This window comes from Mailhella massiliensis (assembly GCF_900155525.1).
Classification (GTDB): Bacteria; Desulfobacterota; Desulfovibrionia; order Desulfovibrionales; family Desulfovibrionaceae; genus Mailhella; species Mailhella massiliensis.
Map to the genome: position 1 here is coordinate 149,723 of NZ_LT706940.1, position 15,079 is coordinate 164,801.

The 15,079-nt window shown below is 61.0% G+C and carries 10 protein-coding genes and 2 pseudogenes; 5 read left to right on the top strand and 7 right to left on the bottom strand.

All coding sequences use genetic code 11. From position 1 onward, the window contains the following. Window positions 1-2 precede the first annotated feature (2 nt). Complete coding sequence (locus tag CZ345_RS02175; protein ID WP_077071553.1) at window positions 3-1,037, top strand: threonine aldolase family protein; 1,035 nt, start codon at window positions 3-5, stop codon at window positions 1,035-1,037. A 111-nt stretch (window positions 1,038-1,148) separates the two neighbouring features. On the opposite strand, the gene CZ345_RS02180 is transcribed toward CZ345_RS02175, so the two are convergent. Continuing rightward, on the bottom strand, window positions 1,149-2,675 hold the full coding sequence (locus tag CZ345_RS02180) for a sigma-54 interaction domain-containing protein (protein WP_077071554.1): 1,527 nt from the start codon (window positions 2,673-2,675) through the stop codon (window positions 1,149-1,151). A 207-nt stretch (window positions 2,676-2,882) separates the two neighbouring features. Here CZ345_RS02180 and CZ345_RS02185 point away from each other — a divergent pair, with 207 nt between their 5' ends. From CZ345_RS02185 to CZ345_RS02195, 3 genes are all read left to right on the top strand, one after another. Further along, window positions 2,883-3,131 (top strand): 4Fe-4S dicluster domain-containing protein, encoded by a 249-nt coding sequence (locus tag CZ345_RS02185; protein WP_077071555.1) that lies wholly within the window; start codon window positions 2,883-2,885, stop codon window positions 3,129-3,131. After that, window positions 3,131-4,816, top strand: coding sequence for an FAD-binding protein (locus CZ345_RS02190; RefSeq protein WP_077071556.1), 1,686 nt, complete (start codon window positions 3,131-3,133; stop codon window positions 4,814-4,816). Before CZ345_RS02185 ends, CZ345_RS02190 begins: the two co-directional genes overlap by 1 nt. A gap of 74 nt (window positions 4,817-4,890) precedes the next feature. Beyond that, the gene (locus CZ345_RS02195) at window positions 4,891-6,375 is read left to right on the top strand and encodes an SLC13 family permease (protein WP_077071557.1); all 1,485 of its coding nucleotides are present in this window, start codon (window positions 4,891-4,893) and stop codon (window positions 6,373-6,375) included. A 134-nt stretch (window positions 6,376-6,509) separates the two neighbouring features. Here the strand turns inward: CZ345_RS02195 and panF are convergent, their stop codons facing one another. From panF to CZ345_RS02225, 6 genes and pseudogenes are all read right to left on the bottom strand, one after another. Then, the gene (panF, locus tag CZ345_RS02200; RefSeq protein WP_077071558.1) at window positions 6,510-7,985 is read right to left on the bottom strand and encodes a sodium/pantothenate symporter; all 1,476 of its coding nucleotides are present in this window, start codon (window positions 7,983-7,985) and stop codon (window positions 6,510-6,512) included. Beyond that, entirely contained in the window at window positions 7,982-8,257 is a 276-nt protein-coding gene (locus CZ345_RS02205) for a YhdT family protein (RefSeq protein ID WP_077071559.1), read from the bottom strand. Before CZ345_RS02205 ends, panF begins: the two co-directional genes overlap by 4 nt. Window positions 8,258-8,435: 178 nt before the next feature. Then, window positions 8,436-9,182: pseudogene (locus CZ345_RS02210) on the bottom strand (bile acid:sodium symporter family protein); the annotation flags it as partial. A gap of 10 nt (window positions 9,183-9,192) precedes the next feature. Continuing rightward, window positions 9,193-9,417: pseudogene (panD, locus tag CZ345_RS17645) on the bottom strand (aspartate 1-decarboxylase); the annotation flags it as partial. A 3-nt stretch (window positions 9,418-9,420) separates the two neighbouring features. Next, window positions 9,421-10,266, bottom strand: coding sequence for a pantoate--beta-alanine ligase (panC, locus tag CZ345_RS02220; protein WP_077071561.1), 846 nt, complete (start codon window positions 10,264-10,266; stop codon window positions 9,421-9,423). A gap of 381 nt (window positions 10,267-10,647) precedes the next feature. After that, the gene (locus tag CZ345_RS02225; protein ID WP_144277207.1) at window positions 10,648-14,508 is read right to left on the bottom strand and encodes an autotransporter domain-containing protein; all 3,861 of its coding nucleotides are present in this window, start codon (window positions 14,506-14,508) and stop codon (window positions 10,648-10,650) included. On the opposite strand from CZ345_RS02225, the gene CZ345_RS16460 reads away from it, so the two are divergent. Beyond that, entirely contained in the window at window positions 14,501-14,806 is a 306-nt protein-coding gene (locus CZ345_RS16460) for a hypothetical protein (protein ID WP_144277208.1), read from the top strand. The genes CZ345_RS02225 and CZ345_RS16460 overlap by 8 nt on opposite strands. The last annotated feature ends 273 nt before the right edge of the window (window positions 14,807-15,079 follow it).

Genomic DNA, 15,079 nt, shown 5'->3' on the forward strand with positions numbered 1-15,079 from the left:
ACATGCTGCGTTTCGAATGCGATTACGGCGAAGGCGCGCATCCGCGCGTCATGGAACTTCTTGTAAAAAGCAATCTGGAACAGACCCCCGGCTACGGAGAAGACCATTACTGCGACACGGCCCGCGCCCTCATCCGCGAAGCCTGCCATGCCCCGGAGGCCGACGTACACTTTCTGGTGGGCGGCACGCAGGCCAACTTCGTGGTCATAGAATCCGCGCTCAGGCCGTGGCAGGGCGTGCTCTGCGCGGAAAACGGGCACATCAACGTTCATGAAACCGGAGCGGTGGAAGCCACGGGGCACAAGGTGCTTGCCCTGCCCGCCCGGGAAGGAAAAATTTCCGCTTCTCAGATACGCAGGGCCTGCGCCGAACACGCCGCCGACGCCTCCCACGAACACATGGTGCAGCCGGGCATGGTCTATCTTTCCGCGCCCACGGAATTCGGCACGTTATATACGAAGGCGGAACTTGAGGACATCAGCCTCGCCTGCCGCGAGCTTTCCCTCGCCCTGTTCGTAGACGGCGCGCGCATGGGCTACGGACTCATGTCCGAAAAAAACGACCTGACGCTCGCCGACTACGCGCGGCTCTGCGACGTGTTCACCATAGGCGGCACCAAGGTGGGCGCGCTGTTCGGCGAAGCCGTGGTCATCAGCTCTCCGCTGCTGAAAAAGGATTTCCGCTACCTCATGAAGCAGCGCGGCGCCATGCTGGCCAAGGGGCGGCTCCTGGGCGTGCAGTTCACGGCTCTTTTCCGGGACGACCTTTACTTCAAGATGGCGGAACAGGCCGACATGCTTGCCATGCGCCTGCGCCGTGCCTTCCTCGACAAGGGCTGGGACCTGCTTTTCGACTCCTTCACCAATCAGCAGTTCCCCGTCGTGCCCGACGAAGCGCTGGAAAAACTCGGCAGAACATACGCCTTCAGCTTCTGGCAGAAGGTGGATGAAAAGCGGAGCGCGGTGCGCTTCTGCACGAGCTGGGCCACCACGGAAGACGCGGTGAACCGGCTCATTGCCGACGTGGAAGCGCTGTAGTCTTTCCGCTTCCGGCATTCTAGGCCCTGAGAAACGCGTCAGGGCATGAAAGGGGCGCGGCGAAAGCCGCGCCCCTTTTCCGCCTGCCGTTACGGCTGAAGTTTTTCCGGCCTATTCGGAGCGCATACGGGCGCGCAGCGTGGAGTAGTGAATGTCCAGAATGCTGGTGGCGGAACCTGTTCCCGTCAGTTTGCCCCCGCAGTGCCGCACCACCTCGCGGATATAGCGGTCCTCCACCTCCCTCAGGGTCGGCCACTCTTCCGGCCTGCGCAGATGAAGCGCCAGCACGCCGTCTTCTCCTGCCAAAGAAACATCCCGTCCCGGCACGGGCGTCACGTCGAAGCGCAGCCTGCCGTCGTCCGGGCCGACGTGCCGCGTAATGAGGGCGCGCTCCACCACATGCTCAAGCTCGCGCACATTGCCGGGCCAGCGGTGATGGAGCAGCTTCAACAGCTCCTCCTCGGGAATATCCGGCAGCGCGGCAAGACCGAGCTTGTGCGCCTTCGTACGCACGAAATGACGCACCAGTACGGGAATATCGCCGAGCCTTTCCCGAAGAGGAGGGATGCGCAGAGGAAAGACGGAAAGACGATACCACAGGTCGAGACGGAAACGCCCGTCCCTGACCTTTTCCGGCAGATCCTCATGGGTGGCCGCAATGATGCGCACGTCGACGTGAAACTCCCGTACCCCGCCCACGCGGCGCACCGCGCCGCAGTCCAGCACGCGGAGCAGCCTGACCTGCGACTCCGGGGACATCTCTCCTATCTCATCCAGAAACAGCGTTCCGCCGTCCGCCATCTCAAAGTATCCCGGACGCGAGGCCGAAGCGCCGGTAAACGCCCCCTTCTCGTGCCCGAAAAGCTCGCTGTCGATGAGATCGCGGGGAATGGCCCCGCAGTTCACCTTGATGACGGGCCGCTCCCTACGGGCGGAAAGCTGATGGATGGATTCGGCCACGGATTCCTTGCCCACCCCCGTTTCCCCGAGAATGAGCACCATGCTGTCGCACCTCGCCACGCTTTCCACAAGCTGCCGAACCTGCATCATGCCCGGACAGAGGGCCAGCTTCTCCATGCCGGACAGCGTCTGCGGGGACGGCCCTGTTCCCTGAAGCGCAATATCCGAAAAATTGCCGCGCAGCTCTTCGGCAAGAGGTTCGAGCAGCTTCTGCAGAAAGACGGCGTCCTCATCGTCGAAGCCGTCCTTTTCCTCCGACCAGAAATTGATGAGGAACGTATTGCCCCGGCTGGAAAAAAGCGGCAGCCGCAGAAGCGAACGGTAATGCAGATAGGGCATGTCCCGCCAGGAAGGTTCGCTGAGTACCTCGGGGTCGTGCTGATAGGCCGAAAGATCGCCGATGATGAGCGTCTCCCCCGTTCTTGCGCTCAGAATCAGCGGCCGGGAACGACCGCCCCCGCTGTATTTGTTCGATACGCTCACGGTGCTGGTATCGGCCACGCTTATCACCGTGGATGCGTCGCTGTAGGCGAAAATCGTATTTATCCGGGTCACGGGCATCATGGGTCTCGTGATGTCGAGAAGATACACCAGCGCGTTGCGCAGCCCGCCCATCCGGTACATGACCTGAAGAGACAGCGCCACAGGTTCCGGCCTGAAAGAAGAACTGTTCTTCATTTTTCGTCCTTTCTTTGATTTTTAAGAAGTATTTTTATCATATCTTTGAAAAACACTCAATATACCGCAATAAAAAGCATATGCCAACGCCTTCATAAACAAGCATATTTCTCTCTGGCACGTTTTTTGCTCCTGAGCGTGTGTCCGTCGATTCCCATCAGGCCGGGGCGACGGGAATCACCGAACACACTTTTCAAGGAGAACAGTATGCCTCCCGTCATCGACAGAAACAAATGCGTGGGCTGCGGCACCTGCGCCGATATCTGCAACTCCAATATTTTCGTCTTCGACCGCGCCGTGGACAGGGTTCCCCAGGTCAGATTTCCCGAAGAATGCTGGCACTGCGATTCCTGCGTGATCGACTGCCCGAAGGGGGCCATCACGCTCCGCATACCGCTTTCCTACACGCTCCTGCACGTCAATGCCGACACCATCAGCCACACGGAGGTGAAATAATGATCGCCGTTTCCAGAAAGATTGAAGCCGATGTGGTCATCGTGGGCGGAGGTATCGGCGGAGCCATGGCGGCCATCGCCGCAGCGGACGGCGGCGCACAGCGTGTGGTCGTGCTGGAAAAATGCCATGTGAAGCGTTCCGGTTCCGGCGCGACGGGCAACGACCATTTCAGCTGCTACTGTCCCGAAGTGCACGGCGACGACATGGAACCCGTGCTCAGAGAACTCATGGGCAGCCTCATAGGCCAGGCCAAGGATGTGGAACTCATGCGCCTGCATCTTCAGGAAAGCTTCGGCATCGTGAAGATGTGGGAGGAGTGGGGCATCAACATGCGTCCTCTCGGCCGCTGGAACTTCCAGGGGCACGCCCTTCCCGGCAGGCCTCGCGCCTTTTTGAAGTTCGACGGCCGCAAGCAGAAGGCCGTGCTTGCCGAACAGATGAAAAAGCGCGGCGTCACCGTGCTGAACCATCATCCCGTGGTTGAGCTTGCCAAGGAAAACGGCCGGGTATGCGGTGCGCTCGCCATCGACGCTTCCACCCCCGAACCGTCCTTCGTGCTCGTCAAGGCGCCCTGCGTCGTTCTCTCCACAGGGCTCACCCACAGGCTGTACGTCAACGCCTCCACACCCAACTACCTGTTCAACACCGCCCACTGTCCCAACGATGCCGGCGGTCAGGCCCTCGGCTGGCGTATCGGCGCGAGCATGGTGAACATGGAAATTCCCTATACCCATGCAGGCATCAAATATCTGCAGCGCGCAGGCAAGGCCACATGGATAGGCGTGTACCGCTACCCCGACGGCAGGCCGCTCGGCCCCTTCGTCACCAAACCCGACCCTGAATACGGCGACGTGACCTCCGACATCTGGAATTCCGCCTTCATCGACGTCATGCAGAACGGCTCGGGTCCCGCCTACCTCGACTGCTCGGAAAACACGCCTGAAACGCTGGCCTACATGAGACGCGCCATGTTCGATGAAGGCCTTTCCGCGCTCATCGGCTACATGGATGCCAAGGGCATTGATCCTGCAAAGCACGCCGTGGAATTCACCCGCTACGAACCCATCCTGCACGGTCGCGGGCTGGACGTGGACAAAAACGGACAGACCACGGTTCCCGGCCTCTACGCCGCCGGCGACATGGTGGGCAACGCAGGCTGCGGCCTCGGCCTCGCCGCATGGATGGGCTGGAGGGCAGGCCACGCCGCCGCGGCTTCGGCTTCCTCCGCCCCCGCCTCCGGCGATCTTGAACAAAACCCCGCCATCCGGGCCAAAATGGAGCTTCTTTCCTCCTTCATGGAGCGGGAGGAAGGCGCCGAATGGCAGGAGGCGAACATCGCCCTCACGCAGATCATGAGCGACTACGCCAACATCGGCCCCTACAAGGTACGCTCGGAATCGCTGCTCAACGCGGGCCTCGCCTATCTGGCCCAGCTTCGTGCGGAAACGAACGCCGGCATGAAGGCATCCTGTTCCCACACCCTCATGCGGGCGGCGGAAGTGCTCGACCTGTTCGACTGTGCCGAATGCATTCTGCGTTCCGCGCTGGAACGCAGGGAAACGCGCGGCAACCACAGGCGCTCCGACTTCACGTTCACCAATCCGCTCCTCGCCGACAAAATGCTCGACGTAACGAAGCAGGACGACGGCAGCGTCGTGACCTCGTGGCGCGAGATGAGAAAGTAGTTCCCCGGCCGGGCCGCGTCCGCCGAAAAGGCGGCGCGGCCCTTCCCGAGCCTCCGCACCAGGAAGACCAGCCCATGAAAGCAAACACCGCCTCCATACGCCCGCATCTTTCCGGCATTCTGTCCGGGCCGCTCCTGTGTTTCATCCTTCTTGCCTGCCCCGCCCCCGCATCGCTCGGCGAACAGGGCATGAAAAGCCTCGCCGCCATCGCCTGGATCATCATGTGGTGGATGACCGAGGCCTTTCCCCTTTCCTTCACCGCTCTTTTCGGCATCGTACTCTACGGAATCATGGGCGTTCTGCCCCTCTCCAGAGGCTTCGCCTTCCTCAGCAGCCCCACCTGCATGTTGCTGCTCGGCTCCATGCTGCTGCTCGGCGCGCTGAAGGACAGCAACCTCATCGAACGCTACACCTACAAAGTGGTGACCTCCGCCTTCGTGGCTCACAGCCCCACAAGGCTGATGGTTCTGTTCGGCATGGCCGCCGGCCTTCTTTCCGCCATCATGCCGAACATTCCCGTGGCCATTCTCTTCACGTCCATCGCCGTCGCGCTGGGGAAAAGCATGAGGGCCCGGCCCGGACACCCGCTCATCCGCGCCATGGTGGTCGCAAGCGGCGTCGGCGCTTCCGTAGGCGGCACGGGAACTCCCGTGGGGGGCGTACCCAATCTTCTCGTCATAGGCATCATCGCCTCTTCCCTGAACTATCAGGTACAGTTCTGGGAATGGTCCGCCTTCGGCATGGCGCTCTGCATCGCGTGGCTGGCAGCCATGGTGCTCTTCTGCCACATCTTCTTCCTCAGAGGCTGTTCCACAGGCGATTCCTGCTTCAGTGTGGACGTCATCAGCGAAAGACTGGAAAGTCTCGGTCCGGTGACGATACGCGAAAAGGCCTCCCTCGGCGTGCTCATCGCCGCGCTCCTGCTCTGGTGTCTGGGGCAGCCCATGGCGAACCGCTTCGGCATACCCGCTCTGGCAAGGCTTCTCGACGTGTCCACCATCGCCGTGCTCTGCGGCGTCTGCCTGCTCTTCATTCCCACAGGGCGCGACGATACGGGCAGAATCACCTTCGTGCTGGACTGGAAAACCGCCCTTGCCTCCATCAACTGGGAAATTCTCATCTTCGTTTCCGGCGTTCTCGCCTTCGGGCAGGTATGCATCGAAGGCGGCATAGACAAGTGGCTTGCCGGGCTGGTCTCCCCCATGCTCGAAGGGCTTTCGCCTTCCCTCACCTGGCTGGTGCTGCTTGCCGTCAGCGGCATTCTCTGCCAGTGGGCCAATCCCGCCACCGTCATTTCGCTGCTGGTGCCCACCACGGCGCTCATTGCCGCCCAGAAGGGCATAAACCCCATCGTGGCCTGCTTCACCGTGGGCATGGTGGCCAACCTCGCCATCATGTTTCCCTTCTCCTCCCCGCCCATTGCGGCCAGCATTCTCGGTTCGGACGACTATGCCTCGCCGAAGGACTTTTTCCGCTTCTCCTTCCCCATGGTGACCGTATGCGTACTGCTGGCATGGGTCATCGGCATGGGATTCGGCCCCGTGGTCTTCCCTTCCTGATCAGGCTCCGTCCCCTGCCTGCATGAGAAAAAGCCCGGCGGTGCCGGGCTTTTTCCTGGTGTTTCAAAAAAATGAACTCTGCGGAACCATCCGTCTTCTGACAGCGTCGGGGCCGCTGTCATGCCTCGAGGACGCTAGTCCTCTTCGCCCCAGAAAAGCTTCGTCACCTCCGGCGGCACGGGAGCACCGCGGAGGCTGCCCAGCCAGAAGGCGAAAAGCGATATCACACAGGTCGGTACGATGGGATGCACGCCGCCCATGGGAACCTTGAACACGGAAAGCAGCATGAAGGCCGCCACGCCCGCCGCCATGGACCATACGGCTCCCGTGGCGTTGGCCCGTCTCCAGTACATGCCGAGCACCACGGGCCAGAGGAATACGGCTTCCAGCCCGCCGAAGGCGAAAAGATTGATCCACACCAGAAGATCCGGGGGATTGAACGAGGCGCAGAACACCAGCACCCCCGCGGCAAGGGTGCAGCAGAAGCTCATGCGGCCTATCTTTTTTGCCGAAATGCCGGAAACGTCGTTCTTCAGGCGGTAACGGACGTACAGGTCCTTGATGATGGAGGCGGAAACCAGAAGCAGCATGGTATCCACCGTGGACATGATGGCGGCAAGGGGACCTGCCACGAACACGCCCGCCCAGAACGGCGGCAGAAATTCCAGAATAAGCGAGGGGATGATGAGGTCGCCGGAGGTGAGGCCGGGCATGACGGCGCGGCCCAGCACGCCCGCAAGATGCATGAAAAGAAGCAGGAAGCCGATGATGAGCGTACCCATGACCATGGCGTCGTGCATGGACTTGGAATTCTTGTAGCCGAAGCAGCGCTGCGTGGTCTGGGGCAGGCCGAGAATGCCGAGTCCCACCAGTATCCAGAAGGAAAAGAGCATGGGCGCGGGAATGGCGCCTCCCGCGCCGGAAGGGGAAATGAGGCCCGGGTCCATGCCTTTCAGCGTCTGGATGCACTGTTCCATGCCGCCCCCCGCCCGTACCACGGCAAGAAGTATGACCACGGATGCGATGAGCATGACCACGCCCTGCAACGCATCGGTGACGGCCACGGCGCGGAAGCCGCCCACCGCCGTATAGAGCACCACGGTCACGCCGAAAAGGATGAGCCCCGCTTCATAGGGATATCCCGTCACGGCCTGAAACACGCGCGCCCCGCCGATGAACTGGGCCACCATGGAAGCGGCGAAGAAAAGCAGGATGGCCGCGGAGCAGAGCACGACCACCGCATCGCTTCTGTACCTTGCGTAAAGAAAATCCGTGATGGTGACGGCGCGGACGCGCCTGCCGAGAATGGCGAAGCGTTTGCCGAGCACCCCGAGGGTGAGAAAGGTGGTGGGCACCTGTATCATGGCCAGAAGCACCCAGCCGAGGCCCAGCTTGTAGGCCACGCCCGGGCCGCCCACGAAGCTGCTCGCGCTCGTGTAGCTGGCAATGATGGTCATGGCGAGCACAAAGCCGCCCATGGTGCGGCCGCCGATGAAATATTCCTCGATGAAGCCCCGGCCCGCGCCCTTTTTCGACTGGCGCTGCGCCCAGAGCGCGAGCAGAAGCGTGAGCGCAAGGTAGCCTATGAGGGGTATGAGCGCGATGTTCATGATTTCTCCCCGTCTCGGCCGTCCTCAGGCTCATCCAGAGGAATGTCGGCAAAAAAGCGCCGCACCACCCCCCACAGAATGAGGGTCATGACGGGGTACCCCAGCACGCAGCTGTAGAAAAACCACTCCGGCAGTCCGAACACATACCCGTAGTCCTCCACGTCGCCGGAGCCGAGGCCGAAGGCGAACGCCGTCCACCATACGAAAAAGAACACATAAAGACCCAGCGTGATGAGAGCCTCACGGTCGGCCTGTCTGAAAGCCTTTCGCATATATTCCCCCTGAATGTTCGACGCGGAGTTTTCCCCGCTTTCCGAGGCACGGCCGTTTCCCGGTGACGCCGGGAGCGCCGCCCCCCCCCCGCGGGACCGCAAAAGCACGCCGTAACGACGAAACGGCCGCCCCGCATCGTGAAGCAGCCTGCAATTCCCTTTCCGGTCAATATAACCCTCAAGCGCGCGGGGCCTCAACTTCTTTCTGCCGCCCCTTCCGCCGCCAGGAGGCAAAGAGCGAGCCCGTAATGTTCTGCCATGCGCTGAAGAGCGCGCCGGGGAGCGTGGCGAGGGGATTGGCGGCAAAGTTGGCGGCAGCCAGCGCCACGGCAAGGCCGCTGTTCTGCATGCCCACTTCTATGGAAACGGCCGTGGCCTTCGCATAATCCAGGCCGAGCAGTCTTGCCGCCGCAAGGCCGAGAAAAAGTCCCGCTCCGTTGTGCAGAAATACAAGAAGCAGCACAAGCGCCCCGCTGCCCGCAATTTTTTCCGCATTCACGGCAATGATGCCGCTCACGATGAGCACGATTCCCGCCACGGAGACAAGCGGGCATACGTCGGCCACGGCATCCACCGCCCTGCCTGCGCTGCGGCGCAGCGCAATGCCTGCGGCCACGGGCAGAAGCACGATCTTCACCACCGAAAGCACCATGGCCCAGAAGGAAACCTGCACCCAGCTTCCCGCAAGAACATACACGAGCATGGGCGTAAGAAGAGGCGCAATGAGCGTGGAAGCTGCGGTCATGCCCACGGAAAGCGCCACATCGCCGCAGGCGAGGTAGGTGATCACGTTGCTGGCCGTACCCCCCGGGCAGCACCCCACCAGAATGACGCCGAGCGCAAGATCGGCGGGCAGGTCGAAGAACCGGGCCAGGGCATAGGCCAGAAGCGGCATGACGGTGAACTGCGCCGCACAGCCTGCAGCAAGGGCGCGCGGCGGCGCCGTTCAGGCATATCACGCCGCTGTCTCTTTTCCCGGTGATGGCATAGGTCTCCAGACGGAGCCCGTTGTTCACGTCCACCACCTGCACCTGCTCATATTCATGAATGCAGGCTTCCTCCATGAGACGTTCATCGATGGTGATGCTGCCCACATAATCCAGCTCGGCCTGCGTGACCACGGCGCGGTGTATCTTGCCCTTCAGCATGTTGAGAAGCATGGGCTACCCTTCAAAGGAAAAGTTGTCGATAAGGCGCGTTTTGCCGATATACACGGCCATGGCGCAGAGCACCGGGCCTTCCGCACGCGTCACGGGCTGCATGGAAAAGGCGTCCACCATATCCACATAGTCGATGCGGGCCAGAGATTCCTTTTCTATGCAGGCCTTCATGGCCGAAACTACGGCCGAGGCATCCCTCTCGCCTTTTTCCATCATCTCCCGGCCGAGGAACACCGCACGGCTCAGCACCAGGGCCGCCTTGCGCTCCTCCGCGCTCAGGTAGGTATTGCGGGAGCTTTTTGCCAGACCGTCCGCCTCGCGCACGATGGGGCAGCCTACGATTTCCACATCGAAATTGAGATCGCGCACCATGCGGCGGATGACGGCGAGCTGCTGCGCGTCCTTCTGTCCGAAATAGGCTCTGTCGGGGGAAACGATGTGGAAAAGCTTGCTCACCACCGTACACACCCCGCGGAAGTGAATGGGACGCGTTCTGCCGCAGAGCGTTTCGCTGAGCGAACGCATGTCCACCCAGGTGCAGAAATCCGGCGCGTACATGTCTTCGGGCCGGGGATGAAAAATCAGATGTGCTCCGGCCTCTTCACAAAGACGCGCGTCGGCCTCGATGTCGCGCGGGTAGCTTGCCAGATCCTCTCCGGGGCCGAACTGGGTGGGATTCACGAAATCGCTGACCACCACGCGGTCGTTTTCCGCAACGGCGCGCACGATGAGGCTCTTATGCCCTTCATGCAGGTATCCCATGGTCGGCACGAGCCCCACGCTCAGCCCCTCGCGCCGCCAGGCCTTTACCCGGGCACGCACCTCATCCACGGAAGAAACAATGTTCATGACTGTCGCTCCTTGCCATGGGCCATGACTTCTACAGGCTCACGGACGAATATTTTAACCATGTTCATGCCGTCTGAAACAGCCTTCACGGTTCAGACAAAAAGGCGGAACACGTTGCAACAGGGGCGCATTCTAGTCAAAAAGGAGAAAGAGAGCAACAAAGTGACTCTACTCACGACGAAGAGGCGTCTTTTTCGTAAATAGAAAGAGAAGACTATAACGAAAATACGTCTTTTTCTCTTCAAAAGACGTACAAGATATGACAGGGGAGCCCCTTCGCTTTGCAGGCAACACGCTCCGTCATGCAAAGCGGCCGGCCCCTTTCGGAGCCGGCCGCCGCCGGATGTTGAACCGTTTCTCCGCCTTCAGGCGGAAAAAGCCCTAGAACTTGAACTGCAGGCCGAACATGACCTGGTTGTTGGTGTAGTTTTCTCTCTTTTCCAGACCGTAACGGGCGAACACTTCAAGATCGTTGCCGATGGCGGTGGTCACGCCGGCGTTCACGCGCAGCGCGTCGCGGCCGACATCCACACCGTGGGCGGAGAGTCTGGTCGCCGTGCCGTAGCCGGTGCGCACCGAAGGATCGAACTCGTTCAGATCGCGCGCGTAGGCGATACCGATTTCCGGCGTCACGGTGAAGTTGTCGCCGGTAAAGGTATGCTTCAACGTCACACCCACGGGCAGAGTCAGCACGTCGTCATGCAGGCTGTCCACATGGCGGTCGAGAGCGCCGTGTTCCGTGTAGCCGTCCTGATGGGCATAGAAGTATTCCAGGCCCAGGTAGGGAGCCATGACGGTCGCGCCGTCGTTGAAGGTCAGGTGGTAGCTGGCCAGCACCGATGCCATCAGCGAATCGGTGTCGAACGAGCCGGAGTTGCTTCCGCTCACGCCCGCCATGTTGATCTTGCTGACGATGTCGTTGGAGGTGCGGCCGTAGGCCAGATTCATGTCGACGAAGAAGGGATTGAAGTTGATGGAGGAGTAGACGCCGGCAAGGAAGGTGTTGCCGTCGGTCTTGCTCTGCACGTCCTTGGTCTGGGCCTTGCTGTGCACTCCGCCGATGGCCGCGCCGAGGCGCACCCTGTCGTTGAAGAACAGCCTGTCGTAACCGGCAGCGAGGCCGCCGGCGCTGATGTCGAAGCCCTGGACGCCCTTGCTGTTGTTCACGCTGGCCCAGTTGCCCATGCCGTTCACCCACAGCCTGTTGCCGTGGTCGAGGTCCACCTTGTTCAGACCGGCGCCGAGGCTTCCCGCCGCACCGAGCTGACCGCGGAACATGTCCATGGTATTGCGGGCCGCGTACATGCCGCCGAGGGCGCTTTCATTGGCCATCTGCTGCAGGGTGTCGGAAACGAGCGCCTTGCTTTCGGAAGCGAACGCCGCGGCAAGCGCGCCGTTGGCCACATCCTGAGCTTCGCGCAGCATCATGCGGAAGTTCTGGGCGTTGTCGAGCACGTTGCTGTTACGGGTAACGGCGGCGAGGGCGTCGCGCGTATCCTTGACGTTCAGGGACAAGGTGGCGTGGGAATCGTCGATCTTGTTGATGTTGTAGGTGTAGAACAGGCTTTCACCGGCGAAGTCTTCCATGTTCACGGCGCCGGCTTCGGATTCCACAAAGCCTTCGGCCGTGTAGGTACCGGCGTCGAGTATGGCCGCATCCGAGAAGGAGAACGTGGTACCGTTGCCGATGGTGATGTCGGCGCCGGCTTCCGTGTTGTAGATGCCGCCGATATCGGTACCCACGGCAAGGAGCGTGCCTTCGGCAGGCTGCGCCACGGTAAAGTTCAACGCCGCATTATTGATATTGATGGCGCCGTTCGCGGTGGGATAGGGAGAAAGTTCCTTGCTGTCGCCCTTGATGGCGCCGATGTAGGAGCGTTCGCCCACGTTGATGGTGCCGCCGGTGATGTTGAGAACGCCGGTATTGCTGGTAAGGGCGCTGTCGCCCAGCATGGTCACGGTGCCGCCTTCAATATCCGTACCGGTGGAGAATATCTGCGCATTATACAGATTGATGGCGCCGCTCTTCATGACGAGGGGCAGCGTCCACATGGAGGCGCTGTCCAGACCGTTGCGGTTGATGGCATCGCCGGTGATGATGTTCAGCGTACCGCCGTCGATGACGCTGTTCATGTTGCCCGAGGTCAGGGTGGAACGATACTGGCCGTCCAGCGTAAGGGTACCGCTGTTCAGGTACAGCGTGCCGGGGTCCTTGGATTCCGACGAGGACTTGGCGAACTGGAGCATACCTTCACTGTAGTAGACGTCCGGCCCGGCCGTGCCCTTTTCACCGATGATGATGTCGCCGTCGGTCTTCAGGACCAGGTACTTGCCGAGGGTCCAGCGGTCGCGGTCGAGACGGCCGCGGTAGTCATACTGCAGGGCGGAGGGGCCGTCTTCCGTATAGCCGAGGCTCCTGATGGTACCGCTCTTGATGACGATGCCTTCCTTGCCTTCCAGCGTGGTGGAACCGCCGCCGCCCTGAGCTATCAGGGTGCCGCCGTCCCAGTTCAGGGTGCCCTGCGCGCTCATGGAGGACTGGTTCACCGTGTTGAAGTCGAAGGTGCCGCCGGTCACGTTGAGGTCGCCCGCAGCGGCGAAGTCCCAGGCCTTCTGCGTCATGGCCACCTTGATGTTCTGGGCCGCGTGCAGAGCGGTGAGCACTTCTTCCTTGGTGGGCAGGTAGTCGGGATTGTGGGCGGGAGCAAAGGCTTCCTTTATCTTCGCTTCGTCGCCGGTGGCGAAGATGGCTTCCACGCTCTCGTCGGTATGCAGCTGATACAGGCCGTCCACCACGTCGTTGGCATTGTACAGGCGGATGTTGTCGTCACGTCCCAGCTCCACGCCGGCCGTGTAGTTGACGGGGTTCTCGGTACGGAAGGTGCCGCCGGAGATGTTGATGTCGCCGGAGGCATCCGCCGTCACGCCGGTCTGACCGGAAGAGGCGAAGGAAGCGGTGACGGAATTCACGCCGTCGGCCTTGCGCACGAAGTCGCCGCCGGAAATGTTCAGCGCATAGGAGCCGCCGAACGATACGGTTTCCTGCGTGCTGTCGTCGTACTTTTCAAAGTTGAAGGTACCGCCGTTGATGTCGAGGCTGGTCTTGTTGTAGGCATCCTTGTCCAGGTAGGCGGCTTCGGTGATGACCGAGGCCATGCCGTTGCCTATGAAATTGAACGTGCCGCTGTTGACCGTTACGGAAGCGCCGTCGGTGTTGCGGCCGCCGAAGTAGCCGCCGTTGATCATGTTGTAGGTGCCGCCGTTGATGGTGAGCCCGGCCTTGTTGTTGCCGAAGTTGGCGCCGCCGTAAACATTGAAGGTGCCGCCGTTGAACACGGCTTCCTTACCGGCAAGATTGATGTAGTTGGCGCTGGAATAGGGGCTGTCTTCCCTGCCGATGTTGAAGGTGCCGCCGTTGATTTCCACTTCGCTGTCGCTCAGGTCGAGAGAGGCGAACACCCCGTACTTGTCATGCGTGTTGTCGGCCTCGTCCCTGATGACGACATCGGTGCCGACCTTGTCGAAGGTGGTCCAGCCGGGGTAGGCGCTGTCGTTCTGAATATTGAAATCACCGTCGTTGATGACGACCTTGCCGTTTTCCGAACCCATGTGCACGCGGGCGGTGCGCAGATCGAAGGTGCCGCCGTTGACCACGAGGTTGTCGGCGCCCTGGAAGCTGGCAAGAGAAGGAGCGTCGTAGTTCTTGCGCGCGGGGTTGCCCATGGGCGCGCCTTCAAAGGTGTAGGTGCCGCCTTCCAGCGTAAGCGTGCCTGCGGACTCGAAGCGCAGGGCCGCCTTGCCCTCATCCTTGATGGGGAAGGTGATGTTGGCCGCGCGGAAGTCGCCGCCGGTAATGGTCATGTCGCCGCCGCTCTTGAAATCGAGGCGGGAACCTTCCCAGCTCTTTTCAATGTCGGCCGGCGCGGGCCCGTCCGCTCCGTAGCGGGGGGCGCCCACGTTGACGCTCACATCGCTGATGTTCATGGCGCCGCCGGCGCTGACGGTCTGCACGCCGGGCACAAGGTCGGGATTGTCGTCGGGGATGAAGGTATTGTTGGTGCCGGGAACGACCTCGGGCACCCGGGTATTGTCCGGCCGCATCTGGAGCGCGCCGCTCACCTTGGTGCCGCTGGCGAGTACGGACAGGTCGCCGCCGGTAATGGACATGTCGCCTTTTGTGGAAACGGTGGCGGAGGTATCGTCTTCGCTGCCGAGCACCAGCTTGCCGGAGGATATGACCATATCCTTATCGGTGGCGTACGTTCCGCTTTCCAGCGTGCCGCCGCTCACGGTAACGAGGTCTGCGCCGTCATCAATGTTCAGCGAAGCCTGCGCCGTTCCTACCAAGAGAGAGAGAAAGAGAGAGAGAGAGAGAGAGAGAGAGAGAGAGAGAGAGAGAGAGAGAATTGCGCTTAATAAGTTAAAACTGATACACTTTTTAAGAACCGACCTGTACCTGTTCAGCAGGTTCCCGATGGCACCTTGCGTCTGCATCATCTTCTCCTCCAAGAATTACATGTTTCAGGTACTCTCCCCGTGAGGGGCTTCCCGTCCGCCGCCATGCCCTGCCGGATCGCCGCGGGGGCTTGAAACCCGCGCCGTCCCTGCCCGGCGACAAGCCTTCGATTATTGTTTGCGTTTTCACAAAAATGTACGTCCGCCATATTCAAAACGTACATGAACCGAAGGCCCCCGCATGACGATATTTTCCTGTGCCGCAACAATTTGCGGCACTTCGGACCCTTTTCATCGACTTCTCATTAAAAAAATGAATCATAAAAAAATACAATATGTGAAAAAGCCTTTTCAGCAT

Excerpts from the sequence above, each read along its gene's own strand:
- CZ345_RS02205 (WP_077071559.1), bottom strand. The coding sequence starts at position 8,257 with ATGCGAAAGGCTTTCAGACAGGCCGACCGTGAGGCTCTCATCACGCTG.
- CZ345_RS16460 (WP_144277208.1), top strand. The coding sequence starts at position 14,501 with ATGACCATATCCTTATCGGTGGCGTACGTTCCGCTTTCCAGCGTGCCG.
- panF (WP_077071558.1), bottom strand. The coding sequence starts at position 7,985 with ATGAACATCGCGCTCATACCCCTCATAGGCTACCTTGCGCTCACGCTT.
- CZ345_RS02225 (WP_144277207.1), bottom strand. The coding sequence starts at position 14,508 with ATGGTCATATCCTCCGGCAAGCTGGTGCTCGGCAGCGAAGACGATACC.
- CZ345_RS02185 (WP_077071555.1), top strand. The coding sequence starts at position 2,883 with ATGCCTCCCGTCATCGACAGAAACAAATGCGTGGGCTGCGGCACCTGC.
- CZ345_RS02195 (WP_077071557.1), top strand. The coding sequence starts at position 4,891 with ATGAAAGCAAACACCGCCTCCATACGCCCGCATCTTTCCGGCATTCTG.
- CZ345_RS02175 (WP_077071553.1), top strand. The coding sequence starts at position 3 with ATGCTGCGTTTCGAATGCGATTACGGCGAAGGCGCGCATCCGCGCGTC.
- CZ345_RS02190 (WP_077071556.1), top strand. The coding sequence starts at position 3,131 with ATGATCGCCGTTTCCAGAAAGATTGAAGCCGATGTGGTCATCGTGGGC.
- panC (WP_077071561.1), bottom strand. The coding sequence starts at position 10,266 with ATGAACATTGTTTCTTCCGTGGATGAGGTGCGTGCCCGGGTAAAGGCC.
- CZ345_RS02180 (WP_077071554.1), bottom strand. The coding sequence starts at position 2,675 with ATGAAGAACAGTTCTTCTTTCAGGCCGGAACCTGTGGCGCTGTCTCTT.